The following is a 24,261-nucleotide window of genomic DNA, read 5'->3' as shown; positions in this document are numbered from 1 at the left end:
CGAGCACCTTCTTGGCGCGCGGAGTGAACGGGATGTGCCCCGACGGGGCCTGCTGGCCCTGGCCGATGATCTCCTCGACCTGGCTGCGGACGCCCTCCAGCGAGATGCCCAGCGACTCCAGCGACTTTGCGGCTACGCCTTCGCCTTCGTGAATAAGACCCAACAGGATGTGCTCAGTGCCGATGTAGTTGTGGTTGAGCATCCGGGCCTCTTCTTGCGCCAGGACGACGACCCTGCGGGCACGGTCGGTAAATCGTTCGAACATCGGTGGTTACCTGCTCTCCCTCACCATCGGTACAACGGACGACACCGCGTACCTGCCATCCACTGTAATGGGCGGCTCGCCGGGCTTCCTACCTTGCGGTCCATTACGTCACACGCATATACCCGGTTACGTCACAGCCGTAATAGGAGCAACGCGGTAGAACGGCAAATCGTTTCCCGACCCAGCGGGCGATCAGTTCGCCACCAGCGAAAGCCGGACCAGCCCACGTTCGATGCTGGGCCGGCGTCGCAGTGTCAGGTGGACGGTCAGGTCGCGGCGTGGAATGCGTCGATGACGTCAGCCGGGATCCGGCCCCGCGTCGACACGTTGTGCCCGTTACGACGGGCCCATTCCCGGATCGCGGCGCTCTGCTCGCGGTCGATGGCTCCGCGGCCGCGACCGGCGCTGGCACGTCCGCGTCGACGACCGCCGACGCGACGGCCGGCTTCGACCCACTGCTTCAGATCGTTGCGCAGTTTCGTCGCATTTTTGGTCGAAAGGTCGATCTCATAGGTCACCCCGTCGAGACCGAATTCGACGGTTTCATCGGCGGCGCCCTCACCGTCGAAATCATCGACCAGGGTGACGGTCACTTTCTTCGCCATTGGCTGCGCCTCACACTTTCTTCCTGAGCACTTACTGTGCAAGTTGTTGGACCGCCCCCGTGGGCATCAATCTGCCATAGGAAGGCGCGGTATTCAATACACCACCATAGATGAGATCAGTTGCTATGCGGACGGACAATCGGAAACAATACTGTCTCTCTAATTGACAGGCCAGTCAAAGCCATCAACAACCGATCGATACCCATTCCGGTTCCCGTGCATGGCGGCATGGCGTACTCCAAGGCAGCGAGGAAATCTTCGTCGAGCGCCATCGCTTCGTCGTCACCGGCAGCCGCCGCTCGCGCCTGCTCAGCGAACCTCTCCCGTTGCACCACCGGGTCTATCAATTCTGAGTATCCCGTCGCCAGCTCGACCCCGCGTATATAAAGGTCCCACTTTTCAGTAACACCCGGGATGCTGCGGTGCTGACGCGTCAAAGGCGTTGTCTCTACTGGAAAATCCCGAACAAAGGTGGGCGCCGTCAAGCTGGCGCCGACAGCGTGTTCCCACAATTCCTCGACCAGCTTGCCATGCCCATACCCCCGGCCCGCCGGCACCTCCACACCGAGCGACTCGGCGATGCCGCTTAAGCGCTCAACCGTGGTGTTCGGTGTGATCTCTTCGCCGAGTGCCTCAGATAGCGACGGATACATTTGTATCGACGCCCATTCTCCGTCGATGTCATAGACAGTCCCGTCCGGCAGCGACAGTTCTCGGGTGCCGATCGCCTCGTCGGCCACCTGTTGAATAAGCTCGCGGGTGACGACCGCCGAATCATCATACGTTCCATACGCCTGGTAGGTCTCCAACATGGAGAATTCCGGGGAATGCGTGGAATCGGCTCCTTCGTTTCGGAACACCCGATTTAGTTCGAAGACCTTGTCGAACCCACCAACGACGCATCGCTTGAGGAACAGTTCCGGTGCGATCCGAAGGTACAGATCGATGTCGAGGGCATTGGAGTGGGTGACGAACGGCCGGGCCAGTGCGCCGCCGGCCAAAGTTTGCAACATCGGCGTCTCGACTTCGAGAAAGCCACGCTGCTCCAGAGCGGTCCTTAACGCGCGAATGACGGCGATCCGCAGTCGGGCAACCGTGCGTGCCTGGGGACGGACTATCAGGTCCACGTAGCGTTGCCGCACCCGCGACTCTTCATTCATCTCTTTATGCGCCACCGGCAGCGGCCGCAACGCTTTGGACGCCATTTGCCAACTATCGCCAAGGACAGACAACTCGCCGCGCCGTGAGCTAATTACCTCCCCGCGAACGCAGACGATATCGCCGATATCCACGTCGGCCTTCCACGCATCAAGCGCTTCTTCACCGACGCTGGCAAGGCTGAGCATCACCTGGAGTTGGGTGCCGTCGCCCTCTTGGAGTGTCGCAAAACACAGCTTGCCCGAGTTACGCGCGAACACCACCCGGCCGGCCATACCGACGATGTCGCCGGTGGTCGAATCAGCAGCCAGGTCGGGGTAAGCGGCACGGATCTGCGCCAGCGTGTGGGTGCGCCCGACTTCGACCGGGTAGGGGTCGCGCCCCTCAGCCCACAGCCGAGTCCGCTTGTCCCGGCGGATCCGGAACTGCTCGGGGATGTCCTCAGGTAGGTCTTGACCGCCGGCGTCCACGACGTGCCAGCTTAATGAATACCCGCGATGGGAATTCGCCGGTCAGGGCTAGCGCGCCGTCTTGAGCCGTCCGCGCTGGCTGTCCCGGTTGCGTTCGAACACCAGCCGCAGACCGTGCAGGGTCAGGTGCTGGTCGTAGTGATCCACGGAATGCAGTTCCGCCAACAGCAGCGGTGCGGTGTGGCCGGTGGCCACCACGGTGACGTTGTCGCCCGCGAAACCGTCCACATCGTCGCGGATGCGTTGGACCAGACCGTCCACCAATCCGGCGAAACCGAAAACCGCACCCGCCTGCATGCATTCGACGGTGTTCTTGCCGACCACCGAGCGCGGCCGGGCCAACTCGACGCGCCGCAATGCGGCAGAGCGCGCAGCGGCCGCGTCAGAGGAGACCTGTATTCCCGGCGCGATAGCGCCGCCGAGGAATTCGCCTTTGGCGGACACCACGTCCACGCAGATCGATGAGCCGAAATCGATCACGATGGCGGCCGTCGTGTACTTCTGAAAAGCCGCGAGGCAGTTGACGATTCGATCGGCGCCGACCTCTTTCGGGTTGTCGACCAACAGCGGGATGCCGGTGCGGACCCCAGGTTCGATCAGCACATGCGGCACCGTCGGCCAGTACTGGTCGAGCATCACCCGCACCTCGTGTAGCACCGATGGGACTGTGGACAGGGCGGCCGCGCCGGTGAGCTGGTCGGAATCCTCGCCAATCAGACCATCGATGGTCAACGCCAGTTCGTCGGCAGTGACTTCGGATTCGGTGCGAATCCGCCACTGCTGCACTACCTTCGCGTGCTCCTTTGCACCGGAAAGCAGTCCCACAACGGTGTGGGTGTTGCGGACGTCGATTGCCAGCAGCACGCTACCGACCCTTCATCGCGGCGAGACCAGCTCGCCGGCATCGGCAGGTACGAACGCCGGGTCGCTCCCGAGATCGATCGCCTGGTTGTCGGCGTCGACGAAGACGATCTTCGGCTGGTAGCTGCGCGCCTCGGCGTCGTCCATCGTCGCGTAGGCGATTAGGATCACTAAGTCACCGGGATGTACGAGATGCGCTGCAGCCCCGTTGATTCCGATTACGCCGCTACCACGCTGACCGGTGATCGCATAGGTGACAAGCCGGGCGCCGTTGTCGATGTCGACGATGGTCACCTGTTCGCCCTCGAGCAGGTCGGCCGCATCCATCAAGTCGGCGTCGATCGTCACCGAGCCGACGTAGTGCAGGTCTGCCTGCGTGACGGTCGCCCGGTGGATCTTCGACTTGAGCATTGTTCGTAACATCAATTCCTCCAGGGTGATTCGAGGGTCCGATTGCCGGTAACCGCGGGCTCTCGCCCGTCGGCGCCGACGGCAGTGCTGATTTCAACCGCGACATTGTCAAGGAGCCTGGTAGCACCGAGCCGGGCCGCGACGAGCAGCCGGCCCGGGCCATACGCCGGGGCGGGCCCGAGTTCAGGGTCACGCACCTGAAGGTATTCCAGGTCGATCGCGGGTATCTCGGACAGCACGGCGCAGGCCGCCGCCAGCGCCGTATCCGCACCACCCGAGGCCGCACGCGTCCCGGCCAGCAGTGCCGCCGATAGCACGCCGGCCAGTTCGCGTTGCGTGGGATCGAGGTAGCGGTTGCGTGAGGACATCGCCAGGCCGTCTGATTCGCGCACGATCGGCACACCGATCACCCGCGTATCGACGTTGAGGTCGGCGACCATCTGCCGGACCAACACCAGTTGCTGATAGTCCTTCTCACCGAAGAACACTCGGTCCGGGCGCACAATCTGCAGCAGCTTCAGCGCCACGGTGAGCATGCCGGCGAAATGGGTGGGCCGGGCGGCTCCCTCGAGTTCGGATCCCAACGGACCCGGATGCACCGCCGTACGCGGGCCGTCGGGGTACATCGCCGAAACACTTGGGGTGAAAGCTATTTCAACGCCTTCGCCACGCAACAACGCCAAATCGTCTTCGACGATCCGCGGGTAGGCGTCGAGATCTTCATCCGCACCGAATTGCAGCGGGTTGACGAAGATCGACACCACCACCACCGAGCCGGGCACCCGTTTGGCGGCGCGGACGAGGGCGAGGTGTCCGTCGTGCAGCGCCCCCATGGTCGGTACCAGCATCACTCGCCGACCGGTATGGCGCAGCGCACGGCTGACCTCGCCAACATCGCTGGGGCTCGCGTACACGTTGAGTTCGCCGGCGTTGAACTTCGGCGGCCTGTTGACGGTCACCGCGCCGAAACCTCAAGCATCCGGAGGACCTCGTCGGGCGCATGCGCGCGTTGCGCGGTGCGCAGGGCATTGACCCGGTAGGCCTGGGCCAGTTCCGCGTTGACCGCCGCCAGCGCGCTCAGGTGACCGGCGACCGCGCCGGCATCACCGCGCGCGACCGGACCGGTCAGCGCCGCCTGCCCTCGTCGCAGGGTGTTCTCCAACGCCGCGCGGGCCAGCGGCCCCAGTATCCGTTCGGCGACGCCGCCGGGTTGATCGTCGACGAGCTGTTGACCGAGGAGTTCGGTCCCCGACAGCGCGGCTCGCAATGCGTCCAGGGCATCGGCGAGCACCGTGACGATGTGGTTACCGGCATGGGCCAACGCGGCGTGATACAGCGTCCGCGCGTCCTCGCGGACCCGGAACGGCTCACCGCCGATCTCCAGCACCAGGGACTGCGCGATCGCGTAACCGACCTCGTCGGCCGCGGTGATCCCGAAGCAGGTGTCCGGCAGCCGGGCGATGTCCTCGTCGGAGCCGGTGAACGTCATCGCCGGATGAATGGCCAGCGGTATGCAGTCCTGCCTGCTCAGCGGCCCCAGCACGGCCACGCCGTTGGCGCCCGAGGTGTGCGCGACGATGGTGCCCGGCCGCACCGCCGAGGTGGCGGCCAACCCCGAAACCAGCGCTGGCAGCTCGGTGTCGGGCACGGCCAGCAGCAGGAGCTCGGCGTTGCCGGCAACGTCCGGTACCGGCGACACCGGGGTGTCGGGCAACCAGCGTTCGGCACGGTGGCGCGACGCCCGGGAAACCGCGCTGCACGCCACCACGACGTGGTCGACGCGTTCCAGCGCGACCCCCAACGCCGTTCCCACCCGGCCGGCGGAGATGATGCCCACCTTGAGCCGGGCGGGGCGCAATCCGTCGAGCTGCACCATCGCAGACGACCCTCACAAGTCTCTTGTTTCGTTCCAGTCCCGCGGTGCGGGTACCGGACGGTCGCTAAGACTCTACCCCGCCGAAGACGCGAATCGCGCTGTGGTCTTCGCCTCAGTCCTCACGGCGCCGGCGTCGGCCGCCTCCGGACGGGCTGGTTTGCAACCGCGCCAGCAACTCGGCGACCGACTGGCCGCCGGATTGCGGAGCGTCGACATCCAACGGATCGGTGCCGCGATGCCGGGCCGCGGGTGGGGGTGCCGGCGGTGGCGGCGACATCACCGGCTCCCTGTCGGGTGGCGGCGGGGGCGAGGGTGGTATCGGCGGCGGTGGCGGCGACATTGCCGGCGCCGGCGTCGCGGGTCCGCCGATGCCGGAGTCGGGGTATGCGGAGCTTTCAGCGGAATGACGAGCCCGCGCGGGACGATCTGGCTCGCGCCAATCGGATTCGGATTCGCCGATCTGACTTGCCGACTCGACGGCGCTGGAATGGCGGCCGCGCCGCTCAACCGGCGGCGGCGACGCCGGCGCGGCTTCACTGATGCTGGGAGAACTGTGCGAAGTCCGGTCGCGGGACGGGGAGTTGTCGTATTTCCACGGCCCGCTGCCGGCGTTTTCGCCCGATTCGGGATTCCAGTTACCGCCAGGTGCTCCGGCGGGGAGCCATTGTCCTTCGGGGCTCACCGGCTGCCAGGCCGCGGGCGTTTCTTGATGCCGGGGCTCCATGGTGGGCGCCGACCACTCGCGCCGCGGTTGTTCCGGCGGCGGCTCGGGCGGCGCGGGTGGAGGTACAAACCGCGGCTCGGGTTGTGGGGGCGCCTCTTGCCGCCGGTGCGAACGGCGTGGCGGTGGCGGCTCGTACCGCTCTCCGGGGCTCGCGGATGAGGCCGCGGGCGCGGCCCAACCACCGTTCTCCGACGCTTGCTCCGGCGGGACCCAGCCATGGCCCTCGGGTTGCCGCTCTGCCCCGCCCGCGGATGACACTCCCGGCGGGGCCCAACCGGTGGGTGGTGTCGCCTGATCCGGTCGGGCCCCAGCGGATCGCTCACCCCAGCGCCGATGCACACCACGGTCCGCCTCTGCCGGCTCATTCACCTCAGCGGCGCCGTTTGCCCCGGAAGCCTCGTGAGCCCCAGCGGGTTGGTAGGCGTAGGCCGCAGGCTGGTAGCTATCCGCGGCCGGCTGCCGCGGCGGCGGCGCCAGCGGTTCCTCGTGCACGTCGATGATCGAGCTGTCGTCCGTGCGCCGAGGAGGCTCTTCGGCCCGCACCGAGGTCACCCGGTTGACCCGTTCGCGTACGCTTTCGTGTTCGCGATCCCAGTCGCTGGAAGCACGCACGGTCCTGCGTTCGGTCTCCAGTGCCGGCCGGTCGCTGAGTTCGGCGTCGAACAAGATCTCCAAATTGGTGCGCAGCGCGGCCAACTCGGCCCGCAGCGCCGAGACCTCGTCTCCGGCGTGCGCGCGCAGTTCGCTGGCCAGCTCGCGACGCAGCTGAGACTCCACCGTGAGCTCATACTCGCGGCGAGCCGAGATTTCGCGGTCCAGTTGCAGGTCGTAAACCAGCTTCAGGTCCCGCGCCCGGGCCTGATCCACGTCGCTTTGCCGGCGATAGATCACCGACACGAACGCAGCGACGACGGCGGCCCACAAGGCGAGGATCACGGCGAGCTTGAGGAGCTCCACCCGGCTGGTGAAAACCAGCGCAGAACTGGCGCCGATAGCGAGCACCAGCAACGCCGTCAGCAGTACCCAACCCGGTCTGCGGCCGCCGCGCCGCAACCGGGCGCCGCGGGACAGATCGGTCATGGCCCGACTGTACCGGGCCGAGGTCACTCCGCGTGTCGCCGTGCTCCGGCGATTCTCACGTGGGCTGATTGCCCGCCGCTCCCCCGCAAGCGGGAGGTGCCTCCACCTCGGGCCGTTCCGGCGGCCCGCATCGTCACCGAGCGAAACTCATCGCCCGCCTCCCACTCGGGCCGCCGGACGGCCCGCATCGTCACCGAGCCGAGCTAATTTTCGGCGCCCTCGCCATGCTCGGTCGGATCCGCCGGCGACTTGCAGCAATGTTGCAGCCACAGCGCGGCAACCACCAAAGCCAGCGCGCTGACCGCCGCCACCGCCGTACCGGCGGTGTCTTCGCCAGCCACCCTCAGCCACGACCGCCGCGGCAGCAAGTAGACCAGAACCCCGACCCACCAACCCAGCGCCAACGCGCCCACCCAGGCCGATGCTTTGGCGATGACCAGGCTGCGGGCCACCGACAGCGGATGTAGCCAGCCGGGCCCGTCACCGATCTCGCCGTCACTGATCTTGGCCCGGACATAACGCCCCCACAGCGCCTCGGCGACGCCGACCGCAAGCAACGACAGCCCCGTCCACACCGTAATCGGTGGAAACCACCGGTATAGCAACACGACAAGCAGGTATCCGAGCACCGCGGTGCCGATCACCGCGGCCGTCAGATCACGTTTCCGGGTCGGACCCATCAAGTTTCCGGGGCCGAGTCGAATTCCGTACTCTCGCCTCGCGGTTCGAGCACCAGCCCGGTCAGTTGCACACTGGCGCGGTCGGCGGGATCCAGCTGCGCGAGCAGCTTTGCGACGGGCTGCTTTCCACCGGCCACCGTCAGCGCCGCCTCCGGGTCAACGGCCAGCCACGGAATCATCACGAAGGCTCGCAAGTGAGCCAGCGGATGCGGCAGGGTCAGACCATCTTCCAGCGAGAACACTTCGGTGTCCCCGGCTGCCGACGTCTGATAGCAGCTGATCAGGTCCACATCGAGAGTGCGCGGGCCCCAACGCTGTCCCCGGACCCGATCCGCCGACTGCTCCATCTCCTGGGCGCGACGCAACCAACCGTGTCCGTCGAGCGTCGCGTCCTCGGCGATCAGCACGGCGTTGAGGAACGGGCCCTGCTCGACGCCGCCCCAGGCCGCGGTCTCATAGACCGGAGAAACCGCTTGCACCGCCTCGCCCAGCCGGTCGAGCACCGACTGCAGCCGCGCCAACCGGTCACCGAGGTTGGATCCGATCGACAACACCACCCGCATCAGCGTCCCCCTCCGGCAGGAATCACCGAACCCCGTCCGCCGCGCCGCGACCGTCGGGCCACCACCGCCACATCGCCGAAGGTCTGGGGTATCGGAGCCTGCGGCTTGTGCACCGTCACCTCAGCGGCGTGCACCCGCTGGTCTTTCATCACATCCTCGGCGATCTCGGCGGCGACCGTTTCGATCAAATTGCGAGCCGGCCCGGCGATGATAGCGGCCGCCCGCTGAGCCAGGACACCGTAGTCGTAGGTGTCTGCCAGGTCGTCGCTGGCCGCGGCGTCCACCAGGTCGATCCAGACAGTGATATCGACGACGAAGTCCTGACCGTCGGCACGCTCATGGTCGAAGACCCCATGCTGGCCGCGAACCGTCAAGCCGCGCAACTCAATTCGGTCAGCCATCGGATTCGACCGCCCCGGCTTGCGTCCATGCGTCGACGACCTTCAGCGCGTCGACCGAGGCCCGCACATCGTGCACCCGCACCCCCCATGCGCCATGCAGCGCGGCCAATGCTGAAAGCACCGCGGTAGCCGTCTCACGCCCGTCAGGTGGCCGTACCGCACCATCGGGACCAGCCAGCAGGGTACCGAGAAACCGTTTCCGCGACGCCCCGACCAGAACCGGGACACCGATCGCCACTAGCTTCGGCAAGGCATGCAGCAACGCCCAATTATGTTGGCCGGTCTTGGCGAATCCGAGACCGGGGTCGATGATCAGCTTCGCCGGATCCACGCCCGCGGCAACCGCGTCGTCGATGCTGGCGAGCAGCTCGGCGCGCACTTCGGCAACCACATCGCGGTAGCGGGGCACTTCGTGCGGATGGTCAGAGGAAACGGATCGCCAGTGCATCAACACCCAAGGCACACCGGCCTCGACGAGCAGATCGGCCATACCCGCGTCGGCGCGTCCGCCGGACACGTCGTTGACTATCTGGGCGCCATTTTCCAGCGCCGCCCGCGCCACGCCAGCGTGCATGGTGTCGATGCTGACTGTAATGCCCTGCGACGCCAACTCTTTGACGACAGGAATGACGCGGGCGGTCTCGACCCGCGGATCTATCCGGACGGCACCGGGCCGGGTCGACTCTCCCCCGACGTCGATGATCGCCGCGCCGTCGGCGGCCAACGCCAAGCCCTGCTCGACAGCATGCTCGGGGTCCAGGTAGTGCCCGCCATCCGAGAACGAGTCGTCGGTGACGTTCACCACCCCGATGACCTGGACGCACATCGTGCTCACTTGCGCAAGATCAGTTCGAGCGCCTCAGCTCGAGATGCACTGTCGGTCTTGAACTGTCCACGCACTGCCGACGTCGTGGTGACAGCTCCGGGCTTGCGGACGCCTCGCATGGACATGCACAGGTGTTCGGCTTCGATGATGACGATTACCCCGCGCGGATCGAGTTTCCGCATCAGCGCGTCGGCGATCTGGGCCGTGAGCCGCTCCTGCAGCTGGGGCCGCTTGGCGTAGAGGTCGACCAGCCGCGCAATCTTCGACAATCCGGTGACCCGGCCGTCGTGACCGGGGATGTATCCCACATGCGCCACACCGTGGAACGCCACCAGATGGTGTTCGCAGGTGGAGTACAGCGGGATCTGGTTGATCATCACCAACTCGTCATGCTGCTCGTCAAACGTGGTGTCCAGCACGGCGTCGGGATCGGTGTACAGACCGGCGAACATCTCCCGGTAACTGCGTGCGACGCGGGCCGGGGTGGCCAGCAGACCGTGCCGATCCGGGTCCTCTCCGATCGCGTACAGCAGTTCGCGGACCGCGGCCTCGGCACGCGCCTGGTCGAAGACCGCGGTGCTCAGGGTCGCGGTTCGGGAATTCGGCTGCGCCATCGAAGCCTCCGTTCGTTTCAGCCGTGCGTCGACGGGTTGGACGGGCTCGGGCCGCCGCTTGGCGGGTCGACGGCCTGCCCTGCCTCCGGTGCGGGTGTACCAGGCGGCGGATACGGCGGATACGGGGGATAGGGCTGGCCCTGGGAGCCCGCGTAGTTGTGCGGCGGTGGCGGCCAGTGCGGTGGTGGCGGCGGGGAGGATGGCGGCGGGTACCAGTAGCCCGGCGGCTGTTGCGGGGGTGGCCATCCTGGAGCGTGCCAGCCCGCCGGTGCACCGTAATCGGGTTGTGTCGACTGGTGCGGCGGAACGCCTGCAACGGCAGGGCCCTCGGGGCCGCCCGGCGCACCATGAGAACCGTTGGCGCCGTTGGTGGCCCGATCGGCCTCGACCTGCGCGGCATCCCGCGCCGCCGCCGCGATGGCAGCCTTGAAGGCCGGTTCGGGCGCCGGTTTCGGCCACGGCTCGCCGCGCTCGATGGCCAGCTCGCCGGGTGTTTTGATTGGCGGCTTGTCCGACGGAATGCGGCCACCGAAGTCGTCGAACAGGGTCAGCCGGGGCCGCTTTTCGACGTCGGCGAAGATCGCCTCCAACTCGGCCCGGTGCAGGGTTTCTTTCTCCAGCAACTCGCCGGCCACGATGTCCAGCACGTCGCGGTATTCGGTGAGAATCTCCCACGCCTCGGTGTGCGCGGTCTCGATGAGCTTGCGCACCTCGTCGTCGATATCTCGCGCGACCTCATGGGAGTAATCGGCTTGGTTCCCCATGGTCCGGCCGAGAAAGGGGTCTCCGTGTTCGGTGCCGTATTTGACCGCGCCGAGTTTGGAACTCATGCCGAATTCGGTGACCATGGCGCGGGCGATTTTGGTGGCCTGCTCGATGTCGGACACCGCGCCCGTGGTGGGCTCGTGGAACACCAACTCTTCGGCGGCACGCCCGCCCAGCGCCATCACCAGCCGGGCGATCAATTCCGAGCGAGTGTGCAGGCCCTTGTCGTCCTCGGGCACCGCCAGCGCGTGGCCGCCGGTGCTGCCCCGGGCCAGGATCGTCACCTTGTAGACCGGGTCGACGCCCGGCATCGCCCAGCCCGCCAGCGTGTGCCCGGATTCGTGGTAGGCGGTGATTTTTTTTTCCTGCTCGCTGATGATCCGGCTCTTGCGGCGCGGGCCGCCGACCACCCGGTCCACCGCCTCTTCCAGCGCGGCGCCGGTGATCACCGTGCCGTTCTCGCGGGCAGTCAGTAGCGCCGCCTCGTTGATGACGTTGGCCAGATCGGCGCCAGTCATGCCGACGGTCCGCTTGGCCAGCCCGTCGAACTCGACGTCGGGGCCGAAGGGCTTGCCCGTGGAGTGCACGCGTAGCACCGCACGTCGGCCGGCCAGGTCGGGGCTGGACACCGGAATCTGGCGGTCGAACCGGCCGGGCCGAAGCAGCGCCGGGTCGAGGATGTCAGGCCGGTTGGTGGCCGCGATCAGGATGACGCCGGTGCGGTCACCGAACCCGTCCATCTCGACCAGCAACTGGTTGAGCGTCTGTTCGCGTTCGTCATGGCCGCCGCCCAGCCCGGCGCCGCGCTGGCGGCCGACGGCGTCGATCTCGTCGACGAAGATGATGCACGGGCTGTTCTGCTTGGCCTGCTCGAACAGGTCACGGACCCGGGATGCGCCGACCCCGACGAACATCTCGACGAAGTCCGACCCGGAGATGGTGAAGAAGGGCACGTTGGCCTCCCCCGCTACAGCGCGGGCCAACAGCGTCTTACCGGTTCCCGGCGGCCCGTACAGCAGCACGCCCTTGGGGATCTTGGCGCCCAGGGCCTGGTAGCGCGAAGGGTTCTGCAGGAAGTCCTTGATCTCGTAGAGCTCCTCGACCGCCTCGTCAGCGCCGGCGACGTCGGCGAAGGTGGTCTTGGGCATGTCTTTGGAGAGCTGCTTGGCCCGCGATTTGCCGAAACCGAAGCCCATCCGGGCACCGCCCTGCATGCGGGAAAACATCATGAACAGGCCGACCAAGAGCAGCAACGGCAGCACGTAGATCAGCAGCGAGCCCAGGATGTTGCCCTCGGTGACGACAGTGCTGGTCTGGGCGTCTTTACTGGTCAACGCGTCGAACAGGGGAACCGCGTAACCGGTCGGGTACTTGGTGATGATTTTGTCGGACCCGTCGGTGCCGCTGTTGGCGCTTTTCAGCGTCAACCGCACCTGTTGTTCGCGATCGTCGATCTGTGCACTTTTGACGTTGCCGGACTTGATCTGGGCCATCGCCACCGAGGTGTCGACCGGCTTGTAGCCGCGGGTGTCATCGCTGAAGTAAAAGAATGACCAGCCAAGCAGCAACACGACAGCGATCGCCGTGAGGGTGCGGATCACATTTTTCCGGTTCATCAATCATCGGCCGTCGCCGGCCAGGTCCCTTCCCGATACACGCAGCTGGAATAGTCCAGGTTACCGCCCCGTGGCGATTGCCAGCCCGGCACGGCCGGGCGCAGCAGGTCACCGCGATGTTCACGGTCGGATTGCCCGGCTCCCCGCGTCCGCGGGGTGGCCGCCTCGTCCGATGCCGGGAGCTGGCCGCCAGCAGCAGCGGAACAGCGAACCTCGGGCCGGAAATCATCCCGTTTCGATCTGCCGTGAAAAACAACGAATGGCAGTTCCCGACAATCCTCATCGCCGGCGCAGCCAACTCCCGAACACCTTTCGGGCGGACCCGGGGGTGTGCTTTGGTGAGACGGTGCCCGAGAGCGTACCCATCACCGCGCGGATCATTGAAACGAATGGCGTGCAGTTGCACACCGTCGAAGCGGGTGAGCCCGGCGCACCAGTGGTAGTGCTGGCTCACGGTTTTCCGGAACTCGCCTATTCATGGCGTCACCAGATCCCGGTGCTGGCAGCCGCCGGGTACCACGTGCTGGCGCCGGATCAGCGCGGCTATGGCGGTTCCAGCCGACCCCAGGACATCTCCGACTACAACATCGCCAAACTATCCGCCGACGTGATCGGCTTGCTCGACGACGTCGGCGCCGAGCGGGCGGTGCTCATCGGTCACGACTGGGGCGCCCCGGTGGTGTGGAGCTCGGCGCAACTGCATCCCGATCGGGTCGCGGCCGTGGTCGGTTTGAGCGTTCCGCCGGTGCCACGCGCCCAGATCCCACCAACGCAGGCGTTCCGCATGCTGTTCGGCGACAACTTCTTCTACATGCTCTATTTCCAAGAGCCGGGGGTCGCCGATGCCGAACTGGCTGCCGACCCGGCCAAGACCCTGCGGCGCATGATCGCCGGACTGCGCGCGCCGGATGACCATGCGGCCGCAATGCGGATGATCGCGCCCGGGCCGGAGGGCTTCATCGATCGGCTGCCCGAACCCGACGCCCTGCCGGGCTGGATCAGCGCCGAGGAGCTCGACCACTACACCGCCGAGTTCAGCCGCACCGGATTTACCGGCGGACTGAACTGGTACCGGAACCTGGACCGCAACTGGGAGATCTTGGCCGACCCGCCGGCCGCCACCATCACGGTGCCGGCGCTGTTCATCGCCGGCACCGACGATCCGGTGGGGGGCTTCATGCGCCGCGACCGTACCGGCGAAGTGGTCACCGGTCCCTACCGCGAGGTGATGATCGACGGTGCCGGGCACTGGCTGCAACAGGAGTGCCCGGATCAGGTCAACGAGGCGGTACTGGACTTCCTATCGGGCGTGAAGCTGACATGAACCGCCCGCTGAACTTCGGCGTCTTCATCACCCCATTTCACCCGACCGGCCAATCTCCTACGGCGGCACTCGAATACGACATGGAGCGAGTGGTCGCGCTGGACCGTCTGGGTTTCGACGAGGCGTGGTTCGGTGAACATCACTCAGGCGGCTACGAGCTGATCGCCTGCCCGGAGGTGTTCATCGCCGCGGCAGCTGAACGGACCAAGCACATCCGGCTGGGTACCGGTGTGGTGTCGCTGCCCTACCACCATCCGCTGATGGTGGCCGACCGCTGGGTGTTGCTGGATCATTTGACCCGCGGGCGGGTGATGTTCGGTACCGGTCCGGGCGCCCTGCCGTCGGACGCCTACATGATGGGCATCGATCCGGTCGAGCAGCGCCGGATGATGCATGAATCGCTGGAGGCGATCCTCGCGCTGTTCCGGGCCGCACCTGGTGAGCGGATCAGCCGCCACTCGGACTGGTTCACGCTGCGCGATGCCCAGTTGCACATCCGTCCCTACACCTGGCCTTATCCGGAAATCTCGACGGCGGCAATGATTTCGCCGTCCGGGCCGCGGCTCGCCGGCGCGTTGGAGACGTCGCTGCTGTCGCTGTCGATGTCGGTGCCGGGCGGTTATGCGGCGCTGGAAAACACCTGGCAAGTCGTGAGCGAACAAGCCGGCAAAGCCGGCCACGACGAGCCCGACCGGGCGAACTGGCGGGTGCTCGGCATCGTGCATCTGGCTGACAGTCGAGATCAGGCCATCGACGACTGCACCTACGGCCTGCAGGACTTCGCCAAGTACTTCGGCGCAGCGGGGTTCGTGCCGCTGGCCAATCTGGTCGAGGGCGCGCAGTCACCTCGGGAATTCGTCGAAGACTATGCGGGACGGGGCAATTGCTGCATCGGCACACCCGAGGATGCGATCGGCTACATCCAAGATCTGCTCGACCGGTCCAGCGGATTCGGCACCTTCCTGTTGCTCGGCCACGACTGGGCGTCGCCGGAGGCGACGTATCATTCCTATGATCTGTTCGCCCGCAAGGTGATTCCGCATTTCAAAGGTCAATTGGAGGCGCCGCGGGCATCACATGAATGGGCCAGGGGCATGCGTGACCAATTACTCGGCCGCGCCGGCGAGGCCGTGGTGAAGGCGATCACCGAGCACACCGATGAACTCAAGATGGAAAGCGAGAACAGCTGATGCGCGCCGCGGTGCTACGAGAAGGCCGCATGGTCTGTCGGGACGACGTACCTGACCCCGTCCCCGGTCGGGGCCAGGTTCTGGTCGGCGTGCGATCGTGCGGAATCTGCGGCTCCGACCTGCATTTCGCCAAGCACGGCGCCGCGGTGCTTTCGTTGAGCGAGGAGATGGCCGACAGTCTCGGCGGTGGTATGAACGTCGACTTGAGCCACGACATCTTCATGGGCCACGAGTTCAGCGCCGAGGTGCTCGAAGCCGGCCCCGACACCGATACCTATCCGGCGGGCACGCTGGTCACGTCGATCCCGGTGCTGATCTCAGGCCAACACGTTGAACCGATCGTCTACAGCAACAACACGCTCGGCGGCTACGCCGAGCGCATGCTCCTTTCGGCGCCGTTGCTGCTGCCTATCCCCAACGGCCTGGACCCGCGACACGCCGCGCTGGCCGAACCGATGGCCGTCGGGCTGCACGCCGTCAACAAGTCCGGTGTTCAGCCCGGCGAAACCGCGCTGGTGCTCGGCTGTGGTCCGATCGGCATTGCGGTGATCGCTAATCTACGAGCCCGCGGAGTTGAAACCATTGTGGCAGCGGACTTTTCGCCAAAGCGACGCGAGGTCGCCACCATCATGGGCGCACATCAGGTGCTTGACCCCGCGCAGGGCTCACCATTCGACACCGTCACTCCCGCTGTGATATTCGAGGCGGTTGGGGTGCCCGGCATCATCGACGACGTGATGCGGAGAGCCGCGCATGGCACCCGGCTGGTCGTTGTCGGCGTGTGCATGCAGCCCGACACCATGCATCCGTTCTTCGCCATTGCCAAGGAGATCAACGTCCAGTTCGTTCTCGCCTACGACCCGAACGAATTCGCCGATTCGTTGCGCGCGATCGCCGAGGGTGGCATTGACGTCGCCCCGGTCATCACCGCCGATGTCGGTCTCGAAGACGTCGGCACGGCGTTCGACGATCTCGCCGATCCCGAACGGCACTGCAAGATACTGGTCACCCCGTAGCCGCCGGCCGCTTTGCCAGTGCTTTTGTCGGGCAGCCGGATCATCCGTGCGTTATCTTGAGCCAGGCTGGCTAGCTCACGGAGGAGGCACCATGCCGACGCCGGCGCTCAGCTTGCGAGGGCAGATGCTGCGGCGCCGGCCCGTGAGCGGCGCGCCGGTCGCGAACGGGGCCTCCTATCAGCTGGAACGCAGCCTTGGAACCTTCCTGCTCACCATGTTCGGCGTCGGCGAGACGGTCGGCGCGGGCATCTTCATCGTTCTCTCACAGTCCGTGCCGCAAGCCGGCCCTGCAGTGGTCATCTCGTTCATCATCGCCGGCATCGCGGCGGGTCTGGCCGCGGTCTGCTACGCCGAGATGGCTTCGGCGGTACCGGTTTCCGGATCGGCCTACTCGTACTGCTACGCCACCCTGGGCGAGCTCGCGGCAATGGGCGTCGCAGCATGCCTGCTGTTGGAGTACGGCGTGTCCACCGCCGCGGTGGCCGTCGGGTGGAGCCAGTATCTGAACAAGTTTTTGGACAACGTCTTCGGATTTCATCTGCCGCAAGTCATTTCGGAGGGACCGTGGGGTGACGTGCCGGGTGTCATCAACCTGCCGGCCATCGTCTTGGTGGCGATGTGTGCGGTCCTGTTGATCCGCGGTGCCCATGAATCCGCTAAGGCCAACGCGGTGATGGTAGTGATCAAGCTCAGCGTGCTGGTGGTGTTCGCGGCCATCGCGTTCACCGCGTTCAAGGCCGACCGCTTCAGTGACCTGGCACCGTTCGGCGTCTCGGGCATCAGCTTGGCCGCGGGGACAATCTTCTTCGCCTACATCGGCCTTGACGCGGTATCCACCGCCGGCGACGAAGTCAAAGATCCACAACACACGATGCCGCGGGCAATCATTTACGCCCTGCTGATCGTCATGGGTATCCATTTGCTCGTCGCGGTTGCCGCGATGGGTAGCCAGCCGTGGCAAGACTTCAAGGGTGAAGAGGCAGTGCTGGCCGTGATCTTGGATCGCATCACCGGAAACACCGCAGGCAGCACCCTGGTGGCTGCCGGCGCGGTCATATCCATCTTCTCCGTCACCCTCGTGACGTTGTATGGCCAGACACGCATCCTGTTCACGATGGGCCGTGACGGCCTGCTGCCGGCCACATTCGCGAAGGTCAGCCCGCGCACGATGACGCCCGTCAGAAACACCGTGATCGTCGCGCTCGTGGTGGCCATCCTGGCCGCGCTGGTGCCGCTGGACCGCCTGGCCGAAACGGTCTCCATCGGCACCCTGACCGCATTCATCGTGGTGTCAGTGGGCGTGATTGTCCTGCGCATTCAGCAACCGGATTTGCCCCGCGGTTTCAAGGTGCCTGGCTATCCGGTGACACCGATCTTGTCGATCGCGGCCTGCGGTTACATCCTGTACAGCCTGCACTGGTACACCTGGATTGCGTTCAGCGCCTGGGTAGCGGTGGCGCTGATCTTCTACTTGGTATGGGGCCGCCGGCACAGCGCACTCAACGACACCGGGAACGGCGGCATCACAACGGCCGTGCCCGTCCCCGATGACGTCGCCTAGCCGAGCCGTCGTGCTCCCAACCCGTACACCAGCGCGCGGGCACTGCCGGGATCAGGTCGACGTGGTGGAGGCTATATTTTGGCGAAGCAGCCCCAATCTCCGTTGGTATTCCTCGTCGTCGACCTCGCCGCGCGCGTAGCGTTCAGCCAGCACTTGCTCTGCGTTGCCCGCTCCCCCGGCGTGCGTCGTGCCGGCGGGCCGCTGCGACAACGACAGCAAATACCGCGCGAGAACCACCACCGCAGTGATTACCAGCGCCCAGAACACAATCGTTGTTCCGGTCGTGAGGATCCAGCTGCCCCATCCCCAGTGACCATCGTCCATCATCATCATCGAGACCGCCTTTCCAAATTCACTATGCCCCAACGCCTTCAACGGTGTGGGTGCTGCGACTAGTCCTGCTGGGCCTATGTTGAGGTTTGCATGCATCCCCGGACCCCACACATGAGAGCGCCAGACGCAGTCCGCGACGGCGATCAGCGGCCCGGCAGCCATGATGGCAATGACACTCGTCAGCGCAGCTCGAGTTTTGACTTTCATCGACTCCTTCGGCGGCCTCGCCAGCCGTTCGGCTCGCGCCAGTACGGCCAAATCGGCGGCCGCGAGCGCTTCAGCTGGGGCCGCCGTGCACAGCGTGATCAGCCCAGACAGCAGCGCTCGGCTGCTATGCCGGCGCACCGCAACGTCATCCGCGCACATCTCCAACAATCGCGAAACCTGTTGTTCCCCTTCGGTAATTAGGCTTATCCGAGGAAACACCGCGGCCAGAGCGCGCAGCACGCTGACGATCACCGCGTGGTGCCCGGCCAGGTGGGCTCGTTCATGGGCAAGCACCGCGGCCAGTTGGCGATCATCGAGTGCGGCTCGGGCGGCGCTGGTCACGACGATCGCCGGCGGTCGACCCGCGACACAGTAGGCGGCAGCTTTGGCGGCCTCGACCATCACCACGTCGGCCTCACCGGTGCGATGACCAACCAACCGCACAGCCCGAGCGTGCTCGTGCGCGCGAGCACGCATTCCCAGCACGGCGGTGGCCAGCCGCACACCGATGATCGCGGCCGCCACCGTAGCCGCCGCAGCGATCGCGAGCAGCGTGATCTGCGGCGCAATCCCGGCATCTCCGCTCATCGTGCGCTGCAAGCGGGCCAGGCAGGACGCGGCAACCGTGCGGGGATGAGTCCAATGGCTTATCACTTCGATGATGACCATCACCGAAGTCGCCACCCAGGAACCCACCACAGTGCCGATCGCGCTCAACCATGTCACCACCCCAAGGCGCGGGGCGTTTCCGCTGCCGGTCATTGCCCGTAGCAGCGGAGGCGCCGCGACGAGCATCGCCATGCTGTACAGCAGCAGGCCAACCACAACGCTGATCACTGGTTCCTTCCTTTGGCCAGCCGTCGCAGAACAGAGCGCAGGCGCTCGGATTCCTCGGCGCCGATTTGTTCGACGAAATGCTGCAGTACCAATTCGGGGCTGCCGCCGCCATCGAGGGCCTCGCGCATCAACCGCGCACTGTGCTGCTCACGCGACAGGGTGGGCCAGTACCGATAGGCCTTCCCGTCGCGTTCTCGCGCGAGCCAGCCCTTTGTATGCAAGTTGTCCATGGTGGACATCACGGTGGTGTACGCGATGGTGCGCTCGGCGGCAAGTTCATCGAAAAGCTCACGCACCGTGGTCGGTATCGCGGAGTCGCGCCTCCATATACGGTCCATGATGACTGCCTCGAGTTCGCCGAATCCTCGAATCCGCACTGCTGGTCTCCCGGTTATTACAGAGCCGCTGGTCTCGTTCGCGAGGGCTGGAACCGCGACAGCTCGAACACGCCGTCTCCAACATCTACGTACCAACATAGTACGACCACCGCCGGACGGCGGGAACCAAGAGCGAGCACACACCTAGGGGCTCTAGCTGATTCCCCCGCCTCCGCTTGCCAGCACTCCCCGCCCGGATCTAGTATCTACGTAGTTAGATAGTAGACCGGACGGTAGGCGCTCATCCACCGGAGATGTAGTCCGTTCGCAGAGGTGCTCCGCCAGTCCGAATGAGAGGAATCGACGATGGGATCTTTCGGCGAGCTGGGTTCCAGGCTCCGTGAGCGCAAGCGCGTGATCGGCGCCGTCTTGGCTTTCGCTTGTATCGCGGTGGCCAGCTTCTTGGCCGGGACCTGGGCCGGCTCCTCGCGAGTCCCCGCGCCGCGCCCGGTGACGACCTCAGCCCCGCACCCCAACAACCCGCCTAAACCGGGCGCTTCTAAGCCCGACGACATGTGTTGCGGCATGTCCATGCCCGAGATGCCCATGCCTAGCGGGATGCCCATGCCTAGCGGGATGCCTATGCCGAGTGGTATGCCCAGGCCGAGTGGTATGCCCATGCCCAGCAAAACCGGCTAGCCAGAACCAATATTGAGTTTGCGGTTGAGATCAGAGAACACCTTGCTTTATACGGTCAATAGGTCGGCAATACGTTGAGCGCCAAGCGGTCTCCGCGGCGGATGACCAGACGTGCTGCGCTCACCACGGTCGGCGCGGGCGCCGTCGTGGGTCTCGGGTATGTGCTGCGTGGGGTCCTCGGATCGCCCGCCCCAGCCGTCCGACTCGTCGACGACGGCGGCGGCATGATGGGCGTCTCCCCGACGGACATGTCCCGCTACATGGAGATGTTCAACCGGCACAACGAGTTAACCCGCACCGTCGAGGAGATCCCAGGTGGCATTCGCACCACCACCCAATCCGATTCCCCAGAACTTGCTGCGCAGCTCAAGGCGCACGTCTCGAGCATGTATTCCCACCTCGAACAGGGCGGCGAAGTCATGTGCATGAGCGACAGCCTGCCGACGCTCTTCCGGCGCGCCGACAGATACCGCCGTCAGCTCACACTCACGCCCACAGGCGTGATCGCTGAGGAAACCGCAGATGATCCCCAGCTGGTTGCGGCCATCCGTGCGCACGCCCAGGAAGTGACTGGGTTTGTACGCGACGGCATGCCGCCGATGATGCGGGGAATGATGGGTTCCGGCATGATGGGACCGGGTAGCATGATGGGACCGCCATGAGTGGCTGGAAGCCCAATACATAAGATCTGCAACCGAATTCACTCTCCGGCTGCACGTGATGAGCTCCGCCTCCTCGCGTCATCTACCCCAAGAGGCCCTGCATGGTGTTGACCTCCTGTTGTTCGGTCGTAGCGATTGAATGCGCCATCGCAACAGCCGGAGGGTACTGACCAGAACTAATTTCGCTCTGCGCCAACATGATTGCATGCTGGTGGTTTTGGATCATCATCGTCAGGAATTGCTTACTGGCATCGGCACCTAGAGCGTTCTGCAACGCTGTAATTTGCTCGGGCGACATCATCCCCGCCATTCCTTGCATTGCGGGCATCCCGGCGGTTGGGCTGGGCATCATCGGCGTCGTCGGCTGTTGCCACTGGCTCAGCCAACTCTGCATCCGCTGGATGTCGGGGTCCTCCGCAGCCTTGATCTGGTTTGCCACCTGTACCACCCGCGGGTCGATGCCCTGTTTGGTCAGGACGACGTCACTCATCTGAATGGCCTGCTTATGGCAGGGCATCATGTTTTGGGCAAACGTAATGTCAGCCGAGTTGTGCGCTTGGGCGGCCGAGGGCGCCGGAGATCCGGTCGCGGTGCCGGCAGACGGGCTGCTGGTCGCGGCCTGGTGACCTGAGCTGCTGCATGCGCTGAGCGTCACGGTGACCGCGACGGCGGCCGCGCTCAGCCTCACCAACTGTTGTCTCATGACTTACCTGTCCTTCCTGCCGCGAAAAGTGTTTACCCGTTGCTGAATCGGCACGCCAGTACGGAGACGGGTGCCCGTAAAGGAGTCTGGTTGCCGCAGAAAAAGACTACTATCTCCGTACGTAGATAGCATTATTTTGATTCCTGGACACCCCAGCGCCTGGGTAGCGGTGGCGCTGGTCTGCTACCTGGTCTGGGGCCGCCGCCACAGCGCACTCAATGGGGGCGGGGACGGCCGCGCCACTGCGGTCGTGCCCGTCGCCGAAGATGCGACTTAGGCGCTCAGACCGGAAACAGCGTGGCGAGGAACAAGATCGCCATACCCGCGGCCATCATCGCCTGACCCAGGTCACCCAACGACCGGCGCAACGTCTCGTGTTGCCGCTCATTGAAATACCGGTATGTCCAGAAGACCGCCGCGACCGCGAAGCCGGCTGCACCGATCCAGCCAACGGCACTGACTCATAAGGGCGTTTCGTGGGTTGCCGGCATGTTCATCGCAGACATGTCCATGCCCGGCATCGACATATCCGGCTGCGTGCTCGATCCGGCCGGCATCAGATGCCTGTCCATGATGGCGTACATCCAGGCCGTCGCCAGCATCATCAGGCCGTGATAGAAGTACAGCTCCCGCCGGGAGGTGGTTCGGACTGCAAAGATGGCCATCGCCGCGAACGTCACGGCCGCAAGCAGGAAAAACACTGCAGGTCCCGTTGTGGGAAGCCGTGTGCTCCACGGCCAGGCCATCACCACCATCGCGACTGCCATGACGACATGCAGTGCATGGTTGACGGCCGACGTCCATGGTCGGGGTTTGGCGATGACCGCTACCCCATATCCGACCGCGGTCAGCGCAAACAGTCCGATGACCACCCATCGGAGCACGATGTCGTGAATCATTTGATTCCCGGCCGCTCGAAATCGACGCTGGTACAAGCATCTTTCATGCCTCGCGCCCGAAGCGTCGCAACCGGAGCGAGTTTGTCACCACACTGGCGAGGAGAGCCGCCTCGGGCATACCTCACTCCAGTTCTGCTCGCCGCCCACCATATCCCACCCCACCTGGGGTGGGTAGACATCGCGCGTAGGGTCCCAATCATGCCCGTCCCCAAACGCGCCAGACTGCCAATCCGGATCGCGCTCGCGGTGGGTCTCGCGGCCGCCGTCTCGTCCGCCTGCGACAGCCACTCAGAACGGTTGGCGGACAACACACGTCAGGTGACGGTCGTGGGCTCCGGACACGTCCAAGGCGTGCCCGACACCCTCACCGCCGACATCGGTATCGAGTTCACCGCGCCGGACGCCACTCTGGCGATGAATCAGACCAACGACCGTCAGCAGGCTGTCATCAATGCCCTGGCGGGCGCCGGCGTCGATCGCAAGGACATCAGCACCACCGAGGTCGGCCTGCAACCCCAGTACGACAATTCCGGCGGCGCCATCACCGGGTACCGCGCCGACAACTCGATCCGGGTCAAGATCCACCCCGCCGACTCGGCGTCGCATGTGCTGGCAATCATCGTGGGTACCGGCGGCGACGCCACCCGGATCAATTCGGTCAGCTACTCCATCGCGGACGACTCGCAGCTGGTGAAGGACGCGCGTGCGCGGGCTTTTCAGGACGCCAAGGACCGGGCCGAGCAGTACGCAAAGCTATCCGGGCTGAAGCTGGGCAAGGTCATCTCGATCTCGGAGGCATCCGGAGCCGCGCCACCCATCCTGGCTCCGGCTCCGCGAGGCGGGGCCATGCCGTCGAATGTTCCGCTGGAGCCCGGCCAGCAGACGGTGAACTTCTCGGTCGCCGCGGTCTGGGAACTTCGGTAGGGATATCCCCGGCTTCTCCCCGGGCCGTTGACGGCCCGCATCGTCGCCGGGCGAGCGCTCAGTCTTGGTAGACCCTGGGGTCCAGGGTTCCGATGTAAGGCAGGTCGCGGTAGCGCTCGTCGTAGTCGAGGCCATAGCCCACCACGAACTCGTTGGGGATGTCGAAACCCACATAAGCGATATCCGCGTTGGCGCGCAGCGCATCTGGCTTGCGGAGCAGCGTGCAGACCCGCAGTGAATGCGGATGCCGAGTGGCCAGGTTGCGTAACAACCACGACAACGTCAGCCCGGAGTCGACCACGTCCTCGACGATCAGCACATCCCGGTCGTTGATATCGCGATCGAGGTCTTTGAGGATGCGCACCACCCCCGACGACGACGTCGACGATCCGTAGGAGCTGACCGCCATGAACTCGAACTGGGTCGGCAGCGGGATCGCGCGCGCCAGGTCGGTGACGAACATGATCGCGCCTTTGAGCACGGTGATCAACAGCAGGTCTCGGTCGTCGGCCACAGCCAGTTCGCGATAGTCCGCGCCGATCTGCGCCCCGAGCTCGGCGATGCGGGTCTGGATCTGCTCCTCGCGCAGCAACACCGATTTGATGTCCCCGGGGTACAGCTCCGGCGATTCCGCTGCCACGACCACAGCGTGCCATGTCATCGGGCTGACGACC

24 protein-coding genes and 2 pseudogenes are annotated in these 24,261 nt (G+C 65.4%); 6 read left to right on the top strand and 20 right to left on the bottom strand.

Annotation, left to right across the window (positions count from 1 at the left end):
• The 14 genes and pseudogenes from ACLQI9_RS05455 to ftsH form a co-directional block, all read right to left on the bottom strand.
• Window positions 1-265: Clp protease N-terminal domain-containing protein (locus ACLQI9_RS05455; RefSeq protein ID WP_442391250.1), on the bottom strand; the 265-nt coding region annotated here is incomplete at its 3' end.
• A gap of 266 nt (window positions 266-531) precedes the next feature.
• Window positions 532-870: a histone-like nucleoid-structuring protein Lsr2 gene (gene lsr2 / locus ACLQI9_RS05450; RefSeq protein ID WP_442381386.1), complete on the bottom strand. Its 339-nt coding sequence runs from the start codon at window positions 868-870 to the stop codon at window positions 532-534.
• A 116-nt stretch (window positions 871-986) separates the two neighbouring features.
• On the bottom strand, window positions 987-2,498 hold the full coding sequence (gene lysS, locus ACLQI9_RS05445; protein WP_442381384.1) for a lysine--tRNA ligase: 1,512 nt from the start codon (window positions 2,496-2,498) through the stop codon (window positions 987-989).
• Window positions 2,499-2,546: 48 nt separating this feature from the next.
• The gene (locus ACLQI9_RS05440) at window positions 2,547-3,362 is read right to left on the bottom strand and encodes a type III pantothenate kinase (RefSeq protein ID WP_442381382.1); all 816 of its coding nucleotides are present in this window, start codon (window positions 3,360-3,362) and stop codon (window positions 2,547-2,549) included.
• A 12-nt stretch (window positions 3,363-3,374) separates the two neighbouring features.
• Entirely contained in the window at window positions 3,375-3,782 is a 408-nt protein-coding gene (gene panD, locus ACLQI9_RS05435) for an aspartate 1-decarboxylase (RefSeq protein ID WP_442381380.1), read from the bottom strand.
• Window positions 3,782-4,729, bottom strand: coding sequence for a pantoate--beta-alanine ligase (panC, locus tag ACLQI9_RS05430; protein WP_442381378.1), 948 nt, complete (start codon window positions 4,727-4,729; stop codon window positions 3,782-3,784). Before panC ends, panD begins: the two co-directional genes overlap by 1 nt.
• Complete coding sequence (locus ACLQI9_RS05425) at window positions 4,726-5,646, bottom strand: Rossmann-like and DUF2520 domain-containing protein (RefSeq protein WP_442381376.1); 921 nt, start codon at window positions 5,644-5,646, stop codon at window positions 4,726-4,728. The genes panC and ACLQI9_RS05425 overlap by 4 nt, the downstream gene beginning before the upstream one ends.
• A gap of 1,347 nt (window positions 5,647-6,993) precedes the next feature.
• A pseudogene (locus ACLQI9_RS05420) lies at window positions 6,994-7,450 on the bottom strand (DUF6779 domain-containing protein); the annotation flags it as partial.
• A gap of 203 nt (window positions 7,451-7,653) precedes the next feature.
• Window positions 7,654-8,130, bottom strand: a complete 477-nt coding sequence (locus ACLQI9_RS05415; protein WP_442381374.1) for a DUF3180 domain-containing protein — start codon at window positions 8,128-8,130, stop codon at window positions 7,654-7,656.
• Window positions 8,130-8,696, bottom strand: coding sequence for a 2-amino-4-hydroxy-6-hydroxymethyldihydropteridine diphosphokinase (gene folK, locus ACLQI9_RS05410; RefSeq protein WP_442381398.1), 567 nt, complete (start codon window positions 8,694-8,696; stop codon window positions 8,130-8,132). Before folK ends, ACLQI9_RS05415 begins: the two co-directional genes overlap by 1 nt.
• Entirely contained in the window at window positions 8,693-9,094 is a 402-nt protein-coding gene (gene folB, locus ACLQI9_RS05405; RefSeq protein ID WP_442381372.1) for a dihydroneopterin aldolase, read from the bottom strand. Before folB ends, folK begins: the two co-directional genes overlap by 4 nt.
• The gene (gene folP / locus ACLQI9_RS05400) at window positions 9,087-9,929 is read right to left on the bottom strand and encodes a dihydropteroate synthase (RefSeq protein ID WP_442381370.1); all 843 of its coding nucleotides are present in this window, start codon (window positions 9,927-9,929) and stop codon (window positions 9,087-9,089) included. The genes folB and folP overlap by 8 nt, the downstream gene beginning before the upstream one ends.
• Complete coding sequence (gene folE / locus ACLQI9_RS05395; RefSeq protein ID WP_442381368.1) at window positions 9,926-10,534, bottom strand: GTP cyclohydrolase I FolE; 609 nt, start codon at window positions 10,532-10,534, stop codon at window positions 9,926-9,928. The genes folP and folE overlap by 4 nt, the downstream gene beginning before the upstream one ends.
• Before the next feature lie 17 nt (window positions 10,535-10,551).
• Entirely contained in the window at window positions 10,552-12,915 is a 2,364-nt protein-coding gene (ftsH, locus tag ACLQI9_RS05390; protein WP_442381366.1) for an ATP-dependent zinc metalloprotease FtsH, read from the bottom strand.
• Window positions 12,916-13,243: 328 nt separating this feature from the next.
• On the opposite strand from ftsH, the gene ACLQI9_RS05385 reads away from it, so the two are divergent.
• From ACLQI9_RS05385 to ACLQI9_RS05370, 4 genes are all read left to right on the top strand, one after another.
• Window positions 13,244-14,239, top strand: a complete 996-nt coding sequence (locus ACLQI9_RS05385; protein ID WP_442391258.1) for an alpha/beta fold hydrolase — start codon at window positions 13,244-13,246, stop codon at window positions 14,237-14,239.
• The gene (locus tag ACLQI9_RS05380; RefSeq protein ID WP_442381362.1) at window positions 14,236-15,429 is read left to right on the top strand and encodes an LLM class flavin-dependent oxidoreductase; all 1,194 of its coding nucleotides are present in this window, start codon (window positions 14,236-14,238) and stop codon (window positions 15,427-15,429) included. Before ACLQI9_RS05385 ends, ACLQI9_RS05380 begins: the two co-directional genes overlap by 4 nt.
• Window positions 15,429-16,445: a zinc-binding dehydrogenase gene (locus tag ACLQI9_RS05375; protein ID WP_442391248.1), complete on the top strand. Its 1,017-nt coding sequence runs from the start codon at window positions 15,429-15,431 to the stop codon at window positions 16,443-16,445. Before ACLQI9_RS05380 ends, ACLQI9_RS05375 begins: the two co-directional genes overlap by 1 nt.
• Window positions 16,446-16,536: 91 nt before the next feature.
• Window positions 16,537-18,006, top strand: coding sequence for an APC family permease (locus ACLQI9_RS05370; protein ID WP_442391246.1), 1,470 nt, complete (start codon window positions 16,537-16,539; stop codon window positions 18,004-18,006).
• 51 nt (window positions 18,007-18,057) lie between these two features.
• Here the strand turns inward: ACLQI9_RS05370 and ACLQI9_RS05365 are convergent, their stop codons facing one another.
• From ACLQI9_RS05365 to ACLQI9_RS05355, 3 genes are all read right to left on the bottom strand, one after another.
• Window positions 18,058-19,383 carry a M48 family metalloprotease gene (locus ACLQI9_RS05365; RefSeq protein WP_442391244.1) on the bottom strand — a complete coding sequence of 442 codons (1,326 nt, stop codon included), beginning with the start codon at window positions 19,381-19,383 and terminating at the stop codon, window positions 18,058-18,060.
• Entirely contained in the window at window positions 19,380-19,760 is a 381-nt protein-coding gene (locus tag ACLQI9_RS05360; protein ID WP_442381355.1) for a BlaI/MecI/CopY family transcriptional regulator, read from the bottom strand. Before ACLQI9_RS05360 ends, ACLQI9_RS05365 begins: the two co-directional genes overlap by 4 nt.
• A 206-nt stretch (window positions 19,761-19,966) precedes the next feature.
• On the bottom strand, window positions 19,967-20,380 hold the full coding sequence (locus ACLQI9_RS05355) for a hypothetical protein (protein ID WP_442391242.1): 414 nt from the start codon (window positions 20,378-20,380) through the stop codon (window positions 19,967-19,969).
• Between the two features lie 120 nt (window positions 20,381-20,500).
• On the opposite strand from ACLQI9_RS05355, the gene ACLQI9_RS05350 reads away from it, so the two are divergent.
• A complete protein-coding gene (locus ACLQI9_RS05350; protein ID WP_442381352.1) occupies window positions 20,501-21,061 on the top strand; it encodes a hypothetical protein in 561 nt (186 codons plus the stop codon).
• A gap of 82 nt (window positions 21,062-21,143) precedes the next feature.
• On the opposite strand, the gene ACLQI9_RS05345 is transcribed toward ACLQI9_RS05350, so the two are convergent.
• A complete protein-coding gene (locus ACLQI9_RS05345; protein ID WP_442381350.1) occupies window positions 21,144-21,551 on the bottom strand; it encodes a DUF305 domain-containing protein in 408 nt (135 codons plus the stop codon).
• Between the two features lie 494 nt (window positions 21,552-22,045).
• Window positions 22,046-22,663, bottom strand: a pseudogene (locus ACLQI9_RS05340) (DUF5134 domain-containing protein).
• A gap of 198 nt (window positions 22,664-22,861) precedes the next feature.
• Here ACLQI9_RS05340 and ACLQI9_RS05335 point away from each other — a divergent pair.
• Window positions 22,862-23,587 (top strand): SIMPL domain-containing protein, encoded by a 726-nt coding sequence (locus ACLQI9_RS05335; RefSeq protein WP_442381347.1) that lies wholly within the window; start codon window positions 22,862-22,864, stop codon window positions 23,585-23,587.
• 58 nt (window positions 23,588-23,645) lie between these two features.
• Here ACLQI9_RS05335 and hpt read toward each other — a convergent pair whose 3' ends face one another.
• Entirely contained in the window at window positions 23,646-24,248 is a 603-nt protein-coding gene (gene hpt, locus ACLQI9_RS05330) for a hypoxanthine phosphoribosyltransferase (protein ID WP_442381345.1), read from the bottom strand.
• Between the last annotated feature and the right edge of the window lie 13 nt (window positions 24,249-24,261).

This window comes from Mycobacterium sp., assembly GCF_052143115.1.
Taxonomy (GTDB): Bacteria; Actinomycetota; Actinomycetes; order Mycobacteriales; family Mycobacteriaceae; genus Mycobacterium.
The sequence above is the reverse complement of the archived record's forward strand: the minus strand, read 5'-3'. Positions and strand labels throughout refer to the sequence as shown.